The sequence below is a fragment of the Roseomonas sp. AR75 genome (genome assembly GCF_005222815.1).
Classification (GTDB): domain Bacteria; phylum Pseudomonadota; class Alphaproteobacteria; order Acetobacterales; family Acetobacteraceae; genus Falsiroseomonas.
In genome coordinates this window covers 919885-933529 of the sequence record NZ_STGB01000004.1, presented here as the reverse complement: position 1 = coordinate 933529, position 13645 = coordinate 919885, and the positions used below count along the sequence as shown (strand labels likewise).

Below are 13645 nucleotides of genomic sequence, written 5' to 3'. Positions count from 1 at the left end.
TCAGGCGCCCTTGTTCTTGCCGAGGAAGGCTTCCATGACGCGCTGCGGCTCGCCGGCGTCGAAGGCGTGACGGTGGATGATGCGCGCGGCCTCGAAAGTCTCGTCGAAGCCGGCCTGCGTGGCAGCGCAGAAGCGCTGCTTGTTCAGCTTGAAGGCCAGCGGCGGCTTCGCGGCGAGCTCGCGCGCAATCTCCAGCGCCTTGGCGCGCACCTGATCCGCCGGCACCAGGTGGTGCATCAGGCCGACGCGGTGGCATTCCTCTGCCTCCGCCATGCGGCCCGTCAGGATCATCTCGATCGCGCGCGACAGGCCCAGCATCTCCCGGATGATCCAGAAGCCCGTTGCGCTGACGATGCCCGAATTGATCTCCGGTTGCCCCATCTTCGATCCGGCATGGCCGACGCGGATGTCGCCCAGCAGCGCGACCTGGAAGGCGGAGCCTGCCGCCAGACCGTTCAGTGCGATCACCAGAGGCTTCTCGAAGCGGCGCATCGTGCCATAAAGGCGGCGCCATTCCTCGATCCATTCCTCGGCACGCGCGCCGTCGAAGGTCTTGCCCTCGTTCAGGTCCTGGCCGGCGCAGAAGGCGCGGTCGCCGGCGCCGGTCAGCACCACGCCCTTGATGGCGTCGTCCGCATTCGCATCCTGCAGCAGTTCCACCAGGCGGGCGCGCATCGCGGCGTTCCAGGCGTTCAGGCGCTCCGGCCGGTTCAGCGTGATCACGAGGATTGCGCCGTCCATCGTGGCCAGCACATGGCCCTCGGCCGCCTTGCGCGCGGCGTCGTCAATCACCAGCATCGGTCATGTCCTTCAATGCAATGCGTGCCGCCGGGTTGGAGCAGGCGGCGAGATGATCGGCGCCGACCGCTTCCAGGCGCGGGCGGGCTTCCAGGCAGGCGCGCACCACATGCGGGCAACGTGTGTGGAACACGCAGCCTTCCGGCAGCGACATGGGGTTCGGCACCTCGCCGCCGATCGGTGCGTGCAGGCGGCGCTGCAACGGGTCGCGCCGCGGCACGGCGGCGATCAGCGCGCGCGTGTAGGGATGCACGGGTGCGCCGACCACGACCGATCCCGGGCCCTGTTCCATCACCCGGCCAGCGTACATCACCACGATCCGGTCGCAGAAATGCCGCACCACTTCCAGGTCGTGCGAGATGAACAGCATCGCGAGGCCGCGCCTGCGCTGCAGGTCGGCCAGCAGGTTCAGCACCTGCGCCTGCACCGAGACATCCAGCGCGGACACGGGCTCGTCCGCCACGATGAGGTCCGGCTCCGCGGCCAGGGCGCGCGCGATGCCGATGCGCTGGCGCTGCCCGCCGGAGAACTGGTGCGGGTATCGCGTGGCGGCGTCGCCCGGCAGGCCGACCTCCTCCAGCAGCGCGCGCACCTTGCCCTGGCGCGCAGCGCGACCATCGTGCAGCCGATGGATTTCCATCGGCTCCGCCACGATGCGGCCGACCGTCAGGCGCGGATTGAGGCTCGCGAAGGGGTCCTGGAACACCATCTGGATGCGCCGGCGCATACGTCGCAGCGCCTCGCGCGGCAGTGTCATCAGGTCCGTCCCGTCGAACACCAGTTGCCCGCGCGTCGGCTCCGTCAGGCGCAGCAGGCAGCGACCGACCGTGGTCTTCCCGCTGCCGGACTCCCCGACAAGCCCCAGGATCTCGCCGTGACCCAGGCGGAAGGCGACGTCTTCGACGGCGCGGAACACGCGCCCGCCGGGCAGCGGAAACTCCTTCGTCAGTGCCGCGACATCCAGCAGCACCGTCATGCGGCACCGGCGCGGATGCAGCGCACGGCGCCATCATCAAGGACGCGCAGCGGCACCGGAGCGGCCTCGCAGGCGTCGATGCGCAACGCGCAGCGTTCCGCGAAGCGGCAGCCCTGCGGCGGCGCGCGCAGGTTCACGACGCCGCCGGGAATGGCGCGCAGCGGCTGACGCGGCGGTGCCTGGCTGCCGATCTCCGGCGGCAGGCTGTCGAGCAGAGCGGACGTGTAGGGATGCCGCGGCCGTGCCAGCACATCGGCCGTGGCGCCCGTCTCGACGAACTGTCCACCGTACATCACGGCGACATCATCGGCGATCTCCGCGACCACGCCCAGATTGTGCGTGATGAACAGCACGGCCATGCCGGTCTCGTCCTGCAACTCGCGGATCAGCGCCAGCATCTGTGCCTGGATTGTGACGTCCAGCGCCGTGGTCGGCTCGTCCGCGATCATCAGCAGCGGCTTGCAGGCCAGCGCGATGGCGATCATCACGCGCTGTCGCATGCCCCCGGACAGCTCATGCGGATACTCGCGCGCGCGGCGCGGCGCGTCGGGGATGCCGACGCGGTCAAGCAGATGCACCGCCTGCTTCGCCGCCGCGCCGTGATCCATCCCCAGATGCAGGCGCAGCACCTCGGCGATCTGCTCGCCCACCGGCAGCACCGGGTTGAGGCTGGTCATCGGCTCCTGGAACACCATCGCTGCCAGCCGACCGCGCACGCGGCGCATCTCACGTTCCGACAGTTGCACCAGATCGAGCGTTCGTCCCTCCGCGTGCAGCAACACCGCGCCACCGGTGATGCGCCCCGCCGGCGCCGCCAGCAGGCGCATGATGGCCAGGCTTGTCACCGACTTGCCGGAGCCGGATTCGCCGACCAGCGCGAAGGTGCGCCCGGCCTGCAGCGCGAACCCCACATCCTGCACCGCGCGGACTGCACCGCCCCGCTGGCGGAACTCGACGGAGAGGTTGCGCACCTCGAGCAGCGGTGTGCTCATTCGGCGCCGCGCAGGATCGGGTCCAGCGCGTCGCGCAGGCCGTCGCCCACCATCTGCAGGCAGAGCACCGCCAGCGCGATGGCGGCGCCGGGGAACAGGATCAGCCAGGCAGCGTCGTCAAAATAGAGCTGGGCGGCGGCGATCATGTTGCCGAGCGTCGGCACTTCCGGCGGCACGCCGACGCCCAGGAAGGACAGCGCCGATTCCGTCAGCAGCGCATAGGCGAAGACGAAGGTGGCCTGGACGAACAGCACCGGGAGGATGTTCGGTAGCACATGCAGCAGCAGGATGCGCAGCCGCCCCGCACCCATCGATTCCGCTGCCTCCACGAACAGCATGCCCCGCTGCGCGAGGGTGGAGGCGCGCACCACGCGCGCGACACGCGGCGCATAGACCAGCCCGAGCGCGATGACGACATTGCCCAGGTTCTGCCCGAAGGCCGCCATCAGCGCGACCGCGAGCAGGATGTCCGGAAAGGCCATCATCGCGTCCAGCAGCCGTGCGAGGAAGGGATCCGCGCGGCGGAAGAAGCCCGCGGCAAGGCCGATCGCCGTGCCCAGCAGCGTGGCCACCGCCGTTACCAGGAAGCCGATGATCAGCGACAGCCGCGCGCCGTGCGCGACGCGCGCGAAGACGTCGCGACCGAAATCGTCGGTGCCGAAGGGATGCAGCGCCGATGGCGGCTTCAGGCGATCCATGACCGACAGCTTCAGCGGATCGACACTCGTCATCCAGGGCGAGACGAACAGCACCGCCAGCACCAGCAGGCCGATCGCCACGAAAGGCTTCACCCGGCTCACGCGAAGCGGCCGCGCAGCCGCGGATCGAGCCGCGTGTAGAGGATGTCCACGAACAGGTTCAGCAGCACGTAGAAGCCGGAGATCACCATGAGCACGCCCTGGATCACCGGATAGTCCCGCCGCTGCACGCCGGCGATCACCATGTTCCCGATGCCGGGCAATCCGAACACCGTCTCCGTCACCACTGTCCGCCCGACCAGCATGGCGACGGTGAGCCCGATCACGGTCACCAGGGGCAGCATGGTGTTGCGCAGCGCGTGCTTCATCACCACCGTCCAGGGTGCAAGCCCCTTCGCGCGCGCCGTGCGCACATAGTCCTGCGAAAGAACGTCCATCATGCCGGCGCGTGTGGTCCGCAGCAGCAGCACGCCCGGTGGGAGCGCGAGCACGATCGCCGGCAGGATCAGGTGGTGCAGCCGCTCCGGCATGGTGGCGTCCGGCCCGCCCCAGCCCGACACGGGAAACCAGCCGGTTTCGGCGGCCAGGTAGCGGATGAGCACCAGCGCGATCCAGAAGGAGGGCAGGCTCGCGCCCAGCAAGGCGAAGCCCGATGCTGCGCGATCCACCCAACTGCCGCGCCAGACGCCGGCGACGATGCCCAGCGGCAATCCGATCAGCACGGACAGCGTGGTGGCGAAGGCGCAGAGCGCGAAGGTCAGCCCGGAGCGTTCGATGATCGCTTCCAGCACCGGCTGGCCCAGGAAGATGGACTGCCCGAGATCCAGCCGCAGCAGTTGGCCCATGAACTCCACGTATTGGACCGGCAGCGGCCGATCGAGGCCGAGTTCCACGCGCAGCCGCGCGATCTCCTCGGGCGTCGCCGCGGCACCCAGCATCACCCCCGCCGGGTCGCCCGGTATGACGCGGGAGATCACGAAGACCGTCGTCGCGACGATGAACATCACCGCGACGACGCTGCCCAGCTTGCGCAGCAGGCCGTAGGCGAACACTCCTGCTCAGCGCCCCTTCGACACGTTGAAATACGGCGTCTGCAGGAAGGGCTGCAGGCCGCGCACGCTGCGGTTATGCGCCATCAGGCCGTAGTAGCTGCCGACCGTGATGGTCTGCGCGTCCTCCATCATCACCTGCTGCAGCTTGTGCCAGGCTGCCACGCGCTCCGCCTCGACCAGCGTGCCGGTGAAGGCGGCCAACGCCTCGCGCTTCTGCGGCGTGTCCCACCAGCCCGGGAAGCTCGGGTTCATGAAGGTGATGAGGCTCGGCTCCGGCACGAAGTTGTGGAAGGTGAAATACGCCTCCCAGATCTCCGGGTTGTTGCGCCGCTGCAGCACGCTGGCCCAGTCCATCAGCACCACTTCCACGGTCATGCCCGCCGCACGGAGATTGTCCGCGGCCACCAGCACGGATTTGTAGACGAAGTCGTATTGCTGGCTGGTGATGAAGCGGAAGGGCTGGCCGGAATAGCCCGCCTCCGCCAGCAATTGTCGCGCCTTCGCGGGATTGCGCTGGTTGTAGAGCTCGATGCCGGCCGTGGAGTGCAGCGGGGCGCCTTCGGGATACAGGCTGCCGCCGATCCCGAAGAACTCCGGGTTGCCGAAGCCCGCCGTCATGATGGCGGTCGGATCCAGCGCCGCCTGCACGGCGCGACGCACCAGCACGTTCTGCGTGGGACCCTGGCGCGTGTTCATCACCATCTGGATCCAGCCGCTCCATTTCACCACCAGCGCCTCGGCGTTCTGGCTGCGGCGGATGCGGCTGACGAATTCGGTCGGCACATTGTCGGCCACGTCGTACTGGCCGGAGAGGATGGATTGCAGCCGCGTGCCGGCATTCGGCACGGGGATGAAGCGCAGTTCCTGCACCATCGCTTCGCGCCGGCCGGCATAGCCGGAGAAGGGCAGCGAGGATGGCGTGTATTCGTCGAACTTCTGCAGCCGCACATACTGGTCAGGCCGGCGCTCCGTCAGGCGGAAAGGGCCGGTGCCGACAAACTGCTCCACATTGCCCAGCGGCCCGCCCGTCGTCTCGCGCGCGATGGAGGCCGGCATGACAGCCATCGCTGCGTTGAAGAAGGCGAACATGTGCAGCAGCGTGGCGAAGGGCGCCTTCAGCTTGATCTGCACTTCCAGCGGACCTGTCGCAGTGACGCTCTCGATGGTCTGCGCCGCGAGGCGCCCGCGGATCGACAGCTTCTGCCAGCGTTCGAGCGAAGCGACCACGTCATCGGCCGTCATCGTCGCACCATTGTGGAAGCGCACGCCCGAACGCAGCGGAATGGTCATGAGCTTGCCGCCATCGGCATAGACCGGCATCCCCGCCGCCAGCATGGGCTGCACGCGCCACTCGCCGTCATAGGTGTAGAGCGGCTCGAAGACATTCTGGTTGATGATCGCCACCACATTCGCGGTGTTGGTGGACGGATCGAGGTTCTGCGGGTCGATCGGCACCGCAATCGTCAGCAGTCGCGCGCCGGTGGCCTGCGCCACCGCCTCTCGCCCCTTGCCGAGCGCCAGGAAGGATGCGGCGCCAAGCGCCGTCAGGTCGCGTCGTCTCATGGACTCGCCTCCGTCTTCTTCATGGTTGAGCACGCGCGGACCGCGACGCAACGGAAGCTGGGCGACGCGGAAGCGGTGCAGGCAGCAAGGCTGTTGTTCCTGGGGCGATCAATAATCGCGATCCGATACGCGTTATTGACAGCGTGAAGGCAGCGCCGGACGGTGTCAACGACGATGCGCGCAATGCCGCGCGCATTCCATCCGAAGGGACATCGTCTTGGTCGAGCGTGCCGATATCCTTCTCTGCGGCACGGGCAGTTTCGCCGCCCGCATCCTGTTCGACCTCGCTGCGACCGCGCCCCGGCCCGTCTCGGTGGCGCTGGCGGGGCGCAATGCCGCGCGGCTTGCCTGGATGCGCACCGCCGCATTGGCCCGCGCGGCGATGTTCGGGCGCCGCGTTGCTGTCACCTTGCGTGACCTCGACCTCGAACGGTCGGAGCAGGCCGCCGCGCTTGTCGCGACGCTGCGGCCCAAGGTCGTGCTGCAGGCCGCCTCGGCACAGGCCGGCGGCGTCATCGCCGGGCGCGCCAATCGGTGGGGCACGCTGGTCGCCGCAGCCGGGCTCAGCCTGACGGCTGTATTCCAGGCGCGGCTTTCCGTACTCGCGTCGCGCGCCGTCGCGGCAAGGTCGCCGGAGAGCCTCTTCATCAATTGCTGCTACCCGGATGTCGCGAACGGGATCATCGCGGCGCTCGGCCTGCCGATCACCTGCGGCATCGGCAATGTCGCTATCCTCGCCAACGCCTTCGGCGGCATGCTGGGCGAGGATGCGCGCGATCTCCGTGTGCTGGCGCAGTACCGCACCATCGCGCCGTTCCGGCTACCGCCCGACCAGCGCGCGGGTGTCGCGCCGCCGCCACGCGTGTGGCTCGGGACAAGCGAGTTGCAGGACGTCGCAGCACGATTCGCCGACGTGCAGTTGACGCCGGAACCGGTGATCGACATCTCCGGCGCCGCCGCGGTCCCGCTGCTGCATGCGATCGCCGGCGGCACCAGCTGGCGCGGCCATGTGCCTGGACCGCACGGCCTGCCAGGTGGCTATCCCGTGGCCTTCGAGCATGGCGCGCTGCGGCTCGACCTGCCGCCGGGGCTGACCGAAACCGAAGCCATTGCCTGGAACGACGCCTTCGAACGGCGCAGCGGCCTCGTCATCGAGAATGGCACGGCGCGCTACACCGGCACGGTGGAGCAGGTGCTGCGCAGCGTCAGCCCGGACCTGGCCGGCGGCTTCGCGGTGCGCGATCTCGACGAAGCCTATGCCGCGATGCAGGCGCTGCGCGCGCGCCTGCAGGCCGAACCCGCATAGGTTCAGTTCGGCATCTTGCGATCCAGGATCTCCATGTCGAATTCGTGCTTCAGCTTCGCCTTGTCGGCCGCCATCGGCGTGCGGAAGCGGTCGATGGCGAAGTCGCCGATCGGCGTCTGCGTGCCGCCATCCAGGATCAGTTCCGCCAGCACCGCGCCCACCGCTGGGCCGATCTGCAGCCCGTGCCCGCAGAAGGCGAAGGCGTGCAGCAGACCCGGTGTCGTGCGGCTGGGGCCGAACACGGGCAGCATGTCCGGCAGGTAGCCCTCGATCCCCGTCCACATGCGGATGATGTTCTGCGTGCGGAGGAAGGGCGCGATCTTCGCCAGCCGCGCCATGTTGATCGTCGCCTTCTGCGGCGGCACCCGGGTGCGGCGGCTCTCCGCATCCACGGGCACGCGCGGATGGCCGGCGATCAGCACGTTGCCGCGCGCGGTCTGGCGGAACAGGATGCCGCCATCCACGGCGTGGATCACCGGATCGAGGAAGCGCGGCAGCGGCTCCGTCACCATCTGCACGGGACCCGCGGCGAAGGCCGGCACCTCCTCGCCGAACTGCGCCGCGAGCGGCGCCGCCCAGGCGCCGGCCGCGTTCACCAGATGCCCGCAGTCCAGCACGAAGCCCTGGTCCGTGACGACGCGGAAGGCGCCGCCCGCGGCCTGCTCCACCGCCGTCACGCTGACCTGCTCGCGGATGTCGGCGCCATGGCGTCGTGCCGCACGCGCCAACGCCGGGCAGACCAGGCGCGAATTCACCGTGGCGTCGCGCGGCGACCAGGAGGAACCGATCACGATCTCGCCCAAGAAGGGCCAGCGGCGCAGAGTCTCCCGCCGATCCAGGATCTCGACGTCCAGCCCGTAGGGCTTGCAGTCCACGGCGTGCGTCTCGATTTCCGCCACATGCGCCGGCGTCACCGCCGCCAGCACATGGCCGGTCTGCGAGAACTCCACGCTCTCGCCGATCTCCGCCTCCAGTTCCTCCCACAGGCGTTGCGCGCGGAGCGCCAGAGGCAATTGCCGCAGGTAGCGCCCCTGCAGGCGGAGATTGCCGAAATTCACGCCGGAGGATTGCGCGCCGACGAAGCCCCGCTCCAGCAGCACCACGCGCGCGCCGCGCCTGGCCAGATGATAGGCGGTGGCGCAGCCGGTAAGCCCGCCGCCGATGATGCCGACATCCGCGGTGACGCTGCTCATGGCCAGTCGTCCTCCACCAGGGCGGAGGCGATGGGCAGCGGCTTCACCGGCGGCTGCGCGCGCAGCCGATCCAGCGGTGCATCGGCGCGGCCCAGCGCGGCGGCGGTGATCTCGGCCGCGGCATGGCCGCAATAGCGGCCCTGGCATCGCCCCATGCCGCAGCGCGTCGCAGCCTTCATGCGGTTGACCTCGGCAGCGCCCAGCTGCGGCGCCAGCACGGCTCGCACTTCGCCGGCGGTGATCTGCTCGCAACGGCAGACGGTCACGCCGTCCGCCAGCGCAGCCACCTGCGCATGCGGCCAGGCGAAGGCGCGCGCCAGCCCGTCCTGGAAGCGGCGCAGGCGCGCCAGCCGCTCCGGCAGCGCGCCGAACTCGACCGACTCGCCACGATCGGCGAGCAGCGCCATCGCCGCCAGCCGGCCCGAGACCTCGGCAGCCTCTGCGCCGCCGATCGCGGCGCCGTCGCCGGCGACATAGAGCCCGTTGCCGCAACGCCCAAGCGCATCGGCTTCCGGCGCATGGAAGCGGCGCAGCCGGTCGAAGCGCAGGGACGCGCCGGCGATCTCGGCAAGTTGGCTCTCCGGCCGCAACCCATGGCCATAGGCGACGGCATCGCAGGCGGTGACACGCTCGACGCCGCGCGCGTCGCGCCAGCGCACGCCGGTCACACCGCCTGAGCCCTCGAAGCCGAGCAAGGTCACGCCGAGATGCATCGGCCGGCCCTGCCGCCGCAGCGCCGCCATCAACCCTATGCCCTTGGCCAGTTGGCGCGGAGCCGAAGCGGCGAGCCCCGGCACGGCTGAAATCTTCGCGCCGAGCGGCGTGGTGTCCAGGACCGTCACCGCCGCGCCGAAGCGCGCATACTGCACCGCGGCCAGGAAAAGCAGCGGCGAACTGCCGCAGAACACCACCTCGCGGCCAATGAGGCAGCCCTGGTCCTTCAGCACCGCCTGCGCGCCGCCCAGCGCAAAAACGCCCGGCAGCGTCCAGCCAGGTATCGGCGCGATGCGGTCGGTCGCGCCGGTGGCCAACAGCAGCGCGTCATAGGGCAGCGCCTGCTGCGCGCCGCCCGCGACGATCTGAACCGTGCCGCCATGCACGTTCCACACCAGCGTCTCCGGCCGCCAATCGATGCGCGGCCGGAGAACGGCGAAGCCTGCATGGAACCGCCTGAAACCCTCCGAATCGCCGCGCAGCAGCCGATCCATGTCGAGCGCGAGGCCGGGTGCCGGCGCCCGCCAGACCTGGCCGCCGGGCTGCGCCCGCTCCTCGATCAGCGTCACATCGGCGCCGCGTTCGACCAGCAAGGTGGCCGCGGCCACGCCGGCAGGACCGGCGCCGACAACGACGATGCGGGTCACGGCAGCAGCCCTGGCGGCGGGCGCGTGAACACCTGCATGCCTTCCCGAACCGGCGTGGTGCAGGCACGGCCGCGCGGCGCGTCGGCGAACCACACCCAGCAATCCTGGCAGGCGCCCATCAGGCAGAAACCGGCACGGAGTTCGCCGCTCACCTCGTGCAGGCGCAGATGATCCACGACGCCAAGCACCGCGGAGAGCACGCTCTCCCCCTCCCGCGCGGTCACCGCCTGCCCGTCCACGACCAGCGCGACCTCCGGACCGGTGCAGGCGGCGACCCGCAGCAGGCGCTGCCGCGGCGGGTCACTCGGGGCTGCGGCCATCCCTCCTCCCGCGCGACTGCTTCGGGCGATTCCATCGCGATGCGATGATGATCATCGCCAGCGTCCACCCCGCATCGAGTGGCGTCAAGCCGCCGGATCGCGCCGAAGCGGCGCTCAATCCGTCCCCGGCAGGGTGCGCGACATCGCCGCCGCGGCGTCGGTCACCAGGGGGGCGTAGCGGGCCTCGGCCTCCTCCGGCGGGCAGCGCAGGCGGGAAACGGCGATGTTCACCGCGGCGACCGGCTCGCCCGCACCGCCGAGGATCGGCGCCGCAATGGAGACGTCGTGCACGAAGATCTGCTCGTCCAGCAGCGCGTAGCCGCGGCGCGCCGCCTCATCCAGCCGCTTGAGCAGCGTTGGCAACTCCGTCACGGTCTGTCGCGTGAAGGCGCGCCGTTCCGATCCCTCGAGTATGCTCAACGCTTGGGGCCGCGGCAGCGCCGCCAGCATCGCGGTGCCCGGCGCGGTGCAGAAGGCCGGCAGGCGGCTGCCGATGGTGATGTTGGCATGCATCGCGCTGCGGCTCAGCAGCCTTGCGAGATAGACGATCTCGGTGCCGTCCAGCACCGTCAGGTTCACCGCCTCCCCGGTGCGGCGGCTCAGCTCGATCAGGCAGGGCAGCGCCCGGTCCACCAGCGTGGACGAGCGGATATACATCGCGCCCATGTCGAGCGTCCGCGGCGTCAGTTCATAACGGCGGGTGCGCGGATCCTTCTTCAGGTAGCCCAGCCGCTCCAGCGTGTGGGAGAAGCGCTGCGCCGCGCTGCGGTCGAGACCGGAGGTGGCGGCGAGCTCGGTGAGCCCCATGCCGGCGCGCCCGCGCCCGATGGCGGCGAGCACACGGAACGCCTTCTCCACGGACTGGACATAGAGCGCATCCTCCGCGGGCGGGGGCAGCTGCTTCCGGGCTGTGGCGGACACGGGCTCTGGTCCTCTGCGTTGACAGGCGATGCGGCTGGACGCACACAGTCTCACGATAACACGTACTGCCATGCGATCGTAGCTGTCCTCATCCTGCGCGCCGGCGATTATTGCCTTTCCGGGTCGGCTCCTGCCGTGGCAACCAACCGGTACATCATGACGATGCCATCCCTGCCGCCACCTGGCGGCTTCGTCGAGTTGTTCCGCGCCATCGCCGCGGTGGAGCCCGGCCGTCTCTATGCCCGCTGCGGGGGTGATGACCTCACCTTCGCTCTTCTGGACCGGCGCAGCGATGCCATCGCCGCGGCACTCTGCGCCGCAGGCGCCGCGCCGGGCGACAGGGTGGCCAGCATGCTGCCGAACGGCGCCTTGCCGCTGGCGCTGATCCATGCGCTGGCGAAGGCCGGCCTGGTCTGGGTGCCGCTCAACATGCAGGCCGTCGGCGAGGGGCTGCGCTACATCCTCCGCCACAGCACCCCGGAGCTGGTCGTCGCCGCCGATTCCGTGGTCGCCGCCCTGCAGGAAGCGGGCGCCGCCGCCATCCTGACCGAGACCGACCTTGCCGGCCTCGCGCGGGGCACGGCGCCGCCGCCGGGGCACACGCCCGATCCCGCCGCGGATTTCGCGATCTGCTATACGTCCGGCACCACCGGCCCGCCCAAGGGCGTGCGCGTCTCCCATCGCATGCTGCGCCTGGCCGGCGAGGGCGCCGCGCTGGTCGCCGATGCGCGCGACGGCGACGCGATGCTGATGTGGGAACCGCTCTATCACATCGGCGGCGCACAGATGGCCGTGCTGCCGCTGCTGCGGCGCGTGCATCTGCACATGGTGCCGCGCTTCAGCGCCAGTCGCTTCTGGCAGGAGGCAGCGGAGGCCGGCGCCACGCATATCCACTATCTCGGCGGCATCCTGCAGATCCTGCTGAAGCAGCCGCCGGCGCCTTCGGACCGCGCGCATGGCGTGCGGGTCGCCTGGGGCGGCGGCTGCCCGGCGGAGATCCGGGACGCCGTGCAGCAGCGCTTCGGCGTCACGCTGCGCGAGTGCTACGGCATGACCGAGGCGTCGAGCTTCACCACCTTCAATGCCGGCGGACCAGCCGGAGCGGTCGGCCGCCCGATGCCCTGGCTCGACGTGGCGATCTGCGACGCCGAGGGCCGCCCCGTGCCGCAAGGCCTGCGCGGCGAGATCGTGGTGCGCGCGCATGACGCACTCGCCCTCACGCGCGGCTATCTCGACAACCCCTCCGCCACCGCACGCGCGCTGCGCGACGGCGCGCTGCACACGGGCGATGCGGGCAGCCTGGACGCTGCCGGCAACCTGTTCTTCCACGGGCGCCTGACCGACAGCGCCCGCGTGCGCGGCGAGAATGTGAGCGCCTGGGAGGTGGAGAGCGTCGCCGCACAGCATCCGGATGTCGCGGATTGCGCCATGCTCGGCATCCCCGCGGAGCTCGGCGAGCAGGAGATCAAGCTCTTCGTCGCACTGCGCCCCGGCGCGCGGCTGACACCGCCGGAACTCGGCGCGTGGCTCGCCACCCGGCTTGCCCGCTACCAGCAGCCGCGCTTCATCGCCATCGTTTCGGAGTTCGAGCGCACGCCGAGCCAGCGGATCATGAAGCATCGCCTGTCCCCCGGCCGCGACGATTGCTGGGATCGGCTGGCCGGCGCACCATCCTGACAGAGAGACCGCCAGGGAACTGCCGCATGTCGCCCGAGATCGTCGCCCAGCTCGCCCCCACCGGCGTGCTGCGCGCAGGGATCAATCTCAGCAACTTCCTTCTCGTCAGCGGTCGCTCGCCGTCCGGCGACCCCGAGGGCGTCGCGCCGGACATGGCGCGGGCCATCGCGGACCGCCTGGGCGTGCCCGTGCGCTACGTGCCCTACCCCCGCCCGGGCGAACTGGCGGATGCGGCCGGCACCGACAGCTGGGACATCGGCCTCATCGGCGCCGAGCCGCAGCGCGCCGAGAGAATCACCTTCTCCCCCGCCTATTGCGAGATCCAGGCGACCTACCTCGTGCCACCGGGCTCGGCGATCACCGCGATCGAGGAGGTGGACCGGCCCGGCAACCGGATCGCCGTCGCCGCCCGCGCGGCCTACGACCTCTGGCTGGAGCGGAACATCCGGGCGGCCAGCCTGCACCGGGCCCCGAGCCTGGACGGGTCCTTCGACCTGTTCCGCGCCGAGAAGATGGAGGCGCTGGCCGGACTCCGGCCCAAGCTGCTGGAGGAGGTTGCGAAGCTGCCGGGCGCGCGCGTGCTGGAAGGGCAGTTCATGGCGGTGCAGCAGGCGGTCGGCACGGCGAAGCCGAACGCAGCGGGCGCCACCTTCCTGCGCGACTTCGTGGAGGAGGCGAAGGCCTCCGGCCTGGTGGCGCGACTGATTGCGAAGCATGGGGTGCGCGGCCTTTCGGTGGCGCCCGCCGCCTGACCGCCGGCGCGGCGCGCGAACCGCACCACGCCTGTT

Annotated in this window: 13 protein-coding genes; 3 read left to right on the top strand and 10 right to left on the bottom strand. The window is 70.3% G+C overall.

Annotation, left to right across the window (positions count from 1 at the left end; translation table 11 throughout):
- Genes E4T13_RS18485 through E4T13_RS18460 form a run of 6 tightly spaced genes read right to left on the bottom strand, consistent with a single transcriptional unit; the run spans nt 1 to nt 6079 of the window.
- Nucleotides 1-798, bottom strand: coding sequence for an enoyl-CoA hydratase/isomerase family protein (locus tag E4T13_RS18485; RefSeq protein ID WP_137179746.1), 798 nt, complete (start codon nt 796-798; stop codon nt 1-3).
- Complete coding sequence (locus E4T13_RS18480; RefSeq protein WP_137179745.1) at nt 785-1774, bottom strand: ABC transporter ATP-binding protein; 990 nt, start codon at nt 1772-1774, stop codon at nt 785-787. The genes E4T13_RS18485 and E4T13_RS18480 overlap by 14 nt, the downstream gene beginning before the upstream one ends.
- Entirely contained in the window at nt 1771-2766 is a 996-nt protein-coding gene (locus E4T13_RS18475; RefSeq protein ID WP_137179744.1) for an ABC transporter ATP-binding protein, read from the bottom strand. Before E4T13_RS18475 ends, E4T13_RS18480 begins: the two co-directional genes overlap by 4 nt.
- Nucleotides 2763-3566: an ABC transporter permease gene (locus E4T13_RS18470; protein WP_240791187.1), complete on the bottom strand. Its 804-nt coding sequence runs from the start codon at nt 3564-3566 to the stop codon at nt 2763-2765. Before E4T13_RS18470 ends, E4T13_RS18475 begins: the two co-directional genes overlap by 4 nt.
- Complete coding sequence (locus E4T13_RS18465; RefSeq protein WP_206030216.1) at nt 3563-4516, bottom strand: ABC transporter permease; 954 nt, start codon at nt 4514-4516, stop codon at nt 3563-3565. The genes E4T13_RS18470 and E4T13_RS18465 overlap by 4 nt, the downstream gene beginning before the upstream one ends.
- 6 nt (nt 4517-4522) lie before the next feature.
- Entirely contained in the window at nt 4523-6079 is a 1557-nt protein-coding gene (locus E4T13_RS18460) for an ABC transporter substrate-binding protein (protein ID WP_137179743.1), read from the bottom strand.
- 217 nt (nt 6080-6296) lie between these two features.
- Between E4T13_RS18460 and E4T13_RS18455 the strand changes: the two genes are divergently transcribed.
- The gene (locus E4T13_RS18455) at nt 6297-7385 is read left to right on the top strand and encodes a hypothetical protein (protein WP_206030215.1); all 1089 of its coding nucleotides are present in this window, start codon (nt 6297-6299) and stop codon (nt 7383-7385) included.
- Between the two features lie 2 nt (nt 7386-7387).
- On the opposite strand, the gene E4T13_RS18450 is transcribed toward E4T13_RS18455, so the two are convergent.
- From E4T13_RS18450 to E4T13_RS18435, 4 genes are all read right to left on the bottom strand, one after another.
- Nucleotides 7388-8578 carry an FAD-binding oxidoreductase gene (locus E4T13_RS18450; protein ID WP_137179741.1) on the bottom strand — a complete coding sequence of 397 codons (1191 nt, stop codon included), beginning with the start codon at nt 8576-8578 and terminating at the stop codon, nt 7388-7390.
- Nucleotides 8575-9939, bottom strand: a complete 1365-nt coding sequence (locus E4T13_RS18445) for an NAD(P)/FAD-dependent oxidoreductase (RefSeq protein ID WP_137179740.1) — start codon at nt 9937-9939, stop codon at nt 8575-8577. Before E4T13_RS18445 ends, E4T13_RS18450 begins: the two co-directional genes overlap by 4 nt.
- On the bottom strand, nt 9936-10259 hold the full coding sequence (locus E4T13_RS18440) for a (2Fe-2S)-binding protein (protein ID WP_137179739.1): 324 nt from the start codon (nt 10257-10259) through the stop codon (nt 9936-9938). The genes E4T13_RS18445 and E4T13_RS18440 overlap by 4 nt, the downstream gene beginning before the upstream one ends.
- A gap of 114 nt (nt 10260-10373) precedes the next feature.
- Nucleotides 10374-11180 (bottom strand): IclR family transcriptional regulator, encoded by an 807-nt coding sequence (locus tag E4T13_RS18435; protein ID WP_206030214.1) that lies wholly within the window; start codon nt 11178-11180, stop codon nt 10374-10376.
- Nucleotides 11181-11336: 156 nt separating this feature from the next.
- Between E4T13_RS18435 and E4T13_RS18430 the strand changes: the two genes are divergently transcribed.
- Together E4T13_RS18430 and E4T13_RS18425 are read left to right on the top strand one after the other, a co-directional pair.
- Nucleotides 11337-12857 (top strand): AMP-binding protein, encoded by a 1521-nt coding sequence (locus E4T13_RS18430; protein ID WP_206030213.1) that lies wholly within the window; start codon nt 11337-11339, stop codon nt 12855-12857.
- A 26-nt stretch (nt 12858-12883) separates the two neighbouring features.
- Nucleotides 12884-13609 (top strand): transporter substrate-binding domain-containing protein, encoded by a 726-nt coding sequence (locus tag E4T13_RS18425; RefSeq protein ID WP_137179737.1) that lies wholly within the window; start codon nt 12884-12886, stop codon nt 13607-13609.
- Nucleotides 13610-13645: the final 36 nt, after the last annotated feature.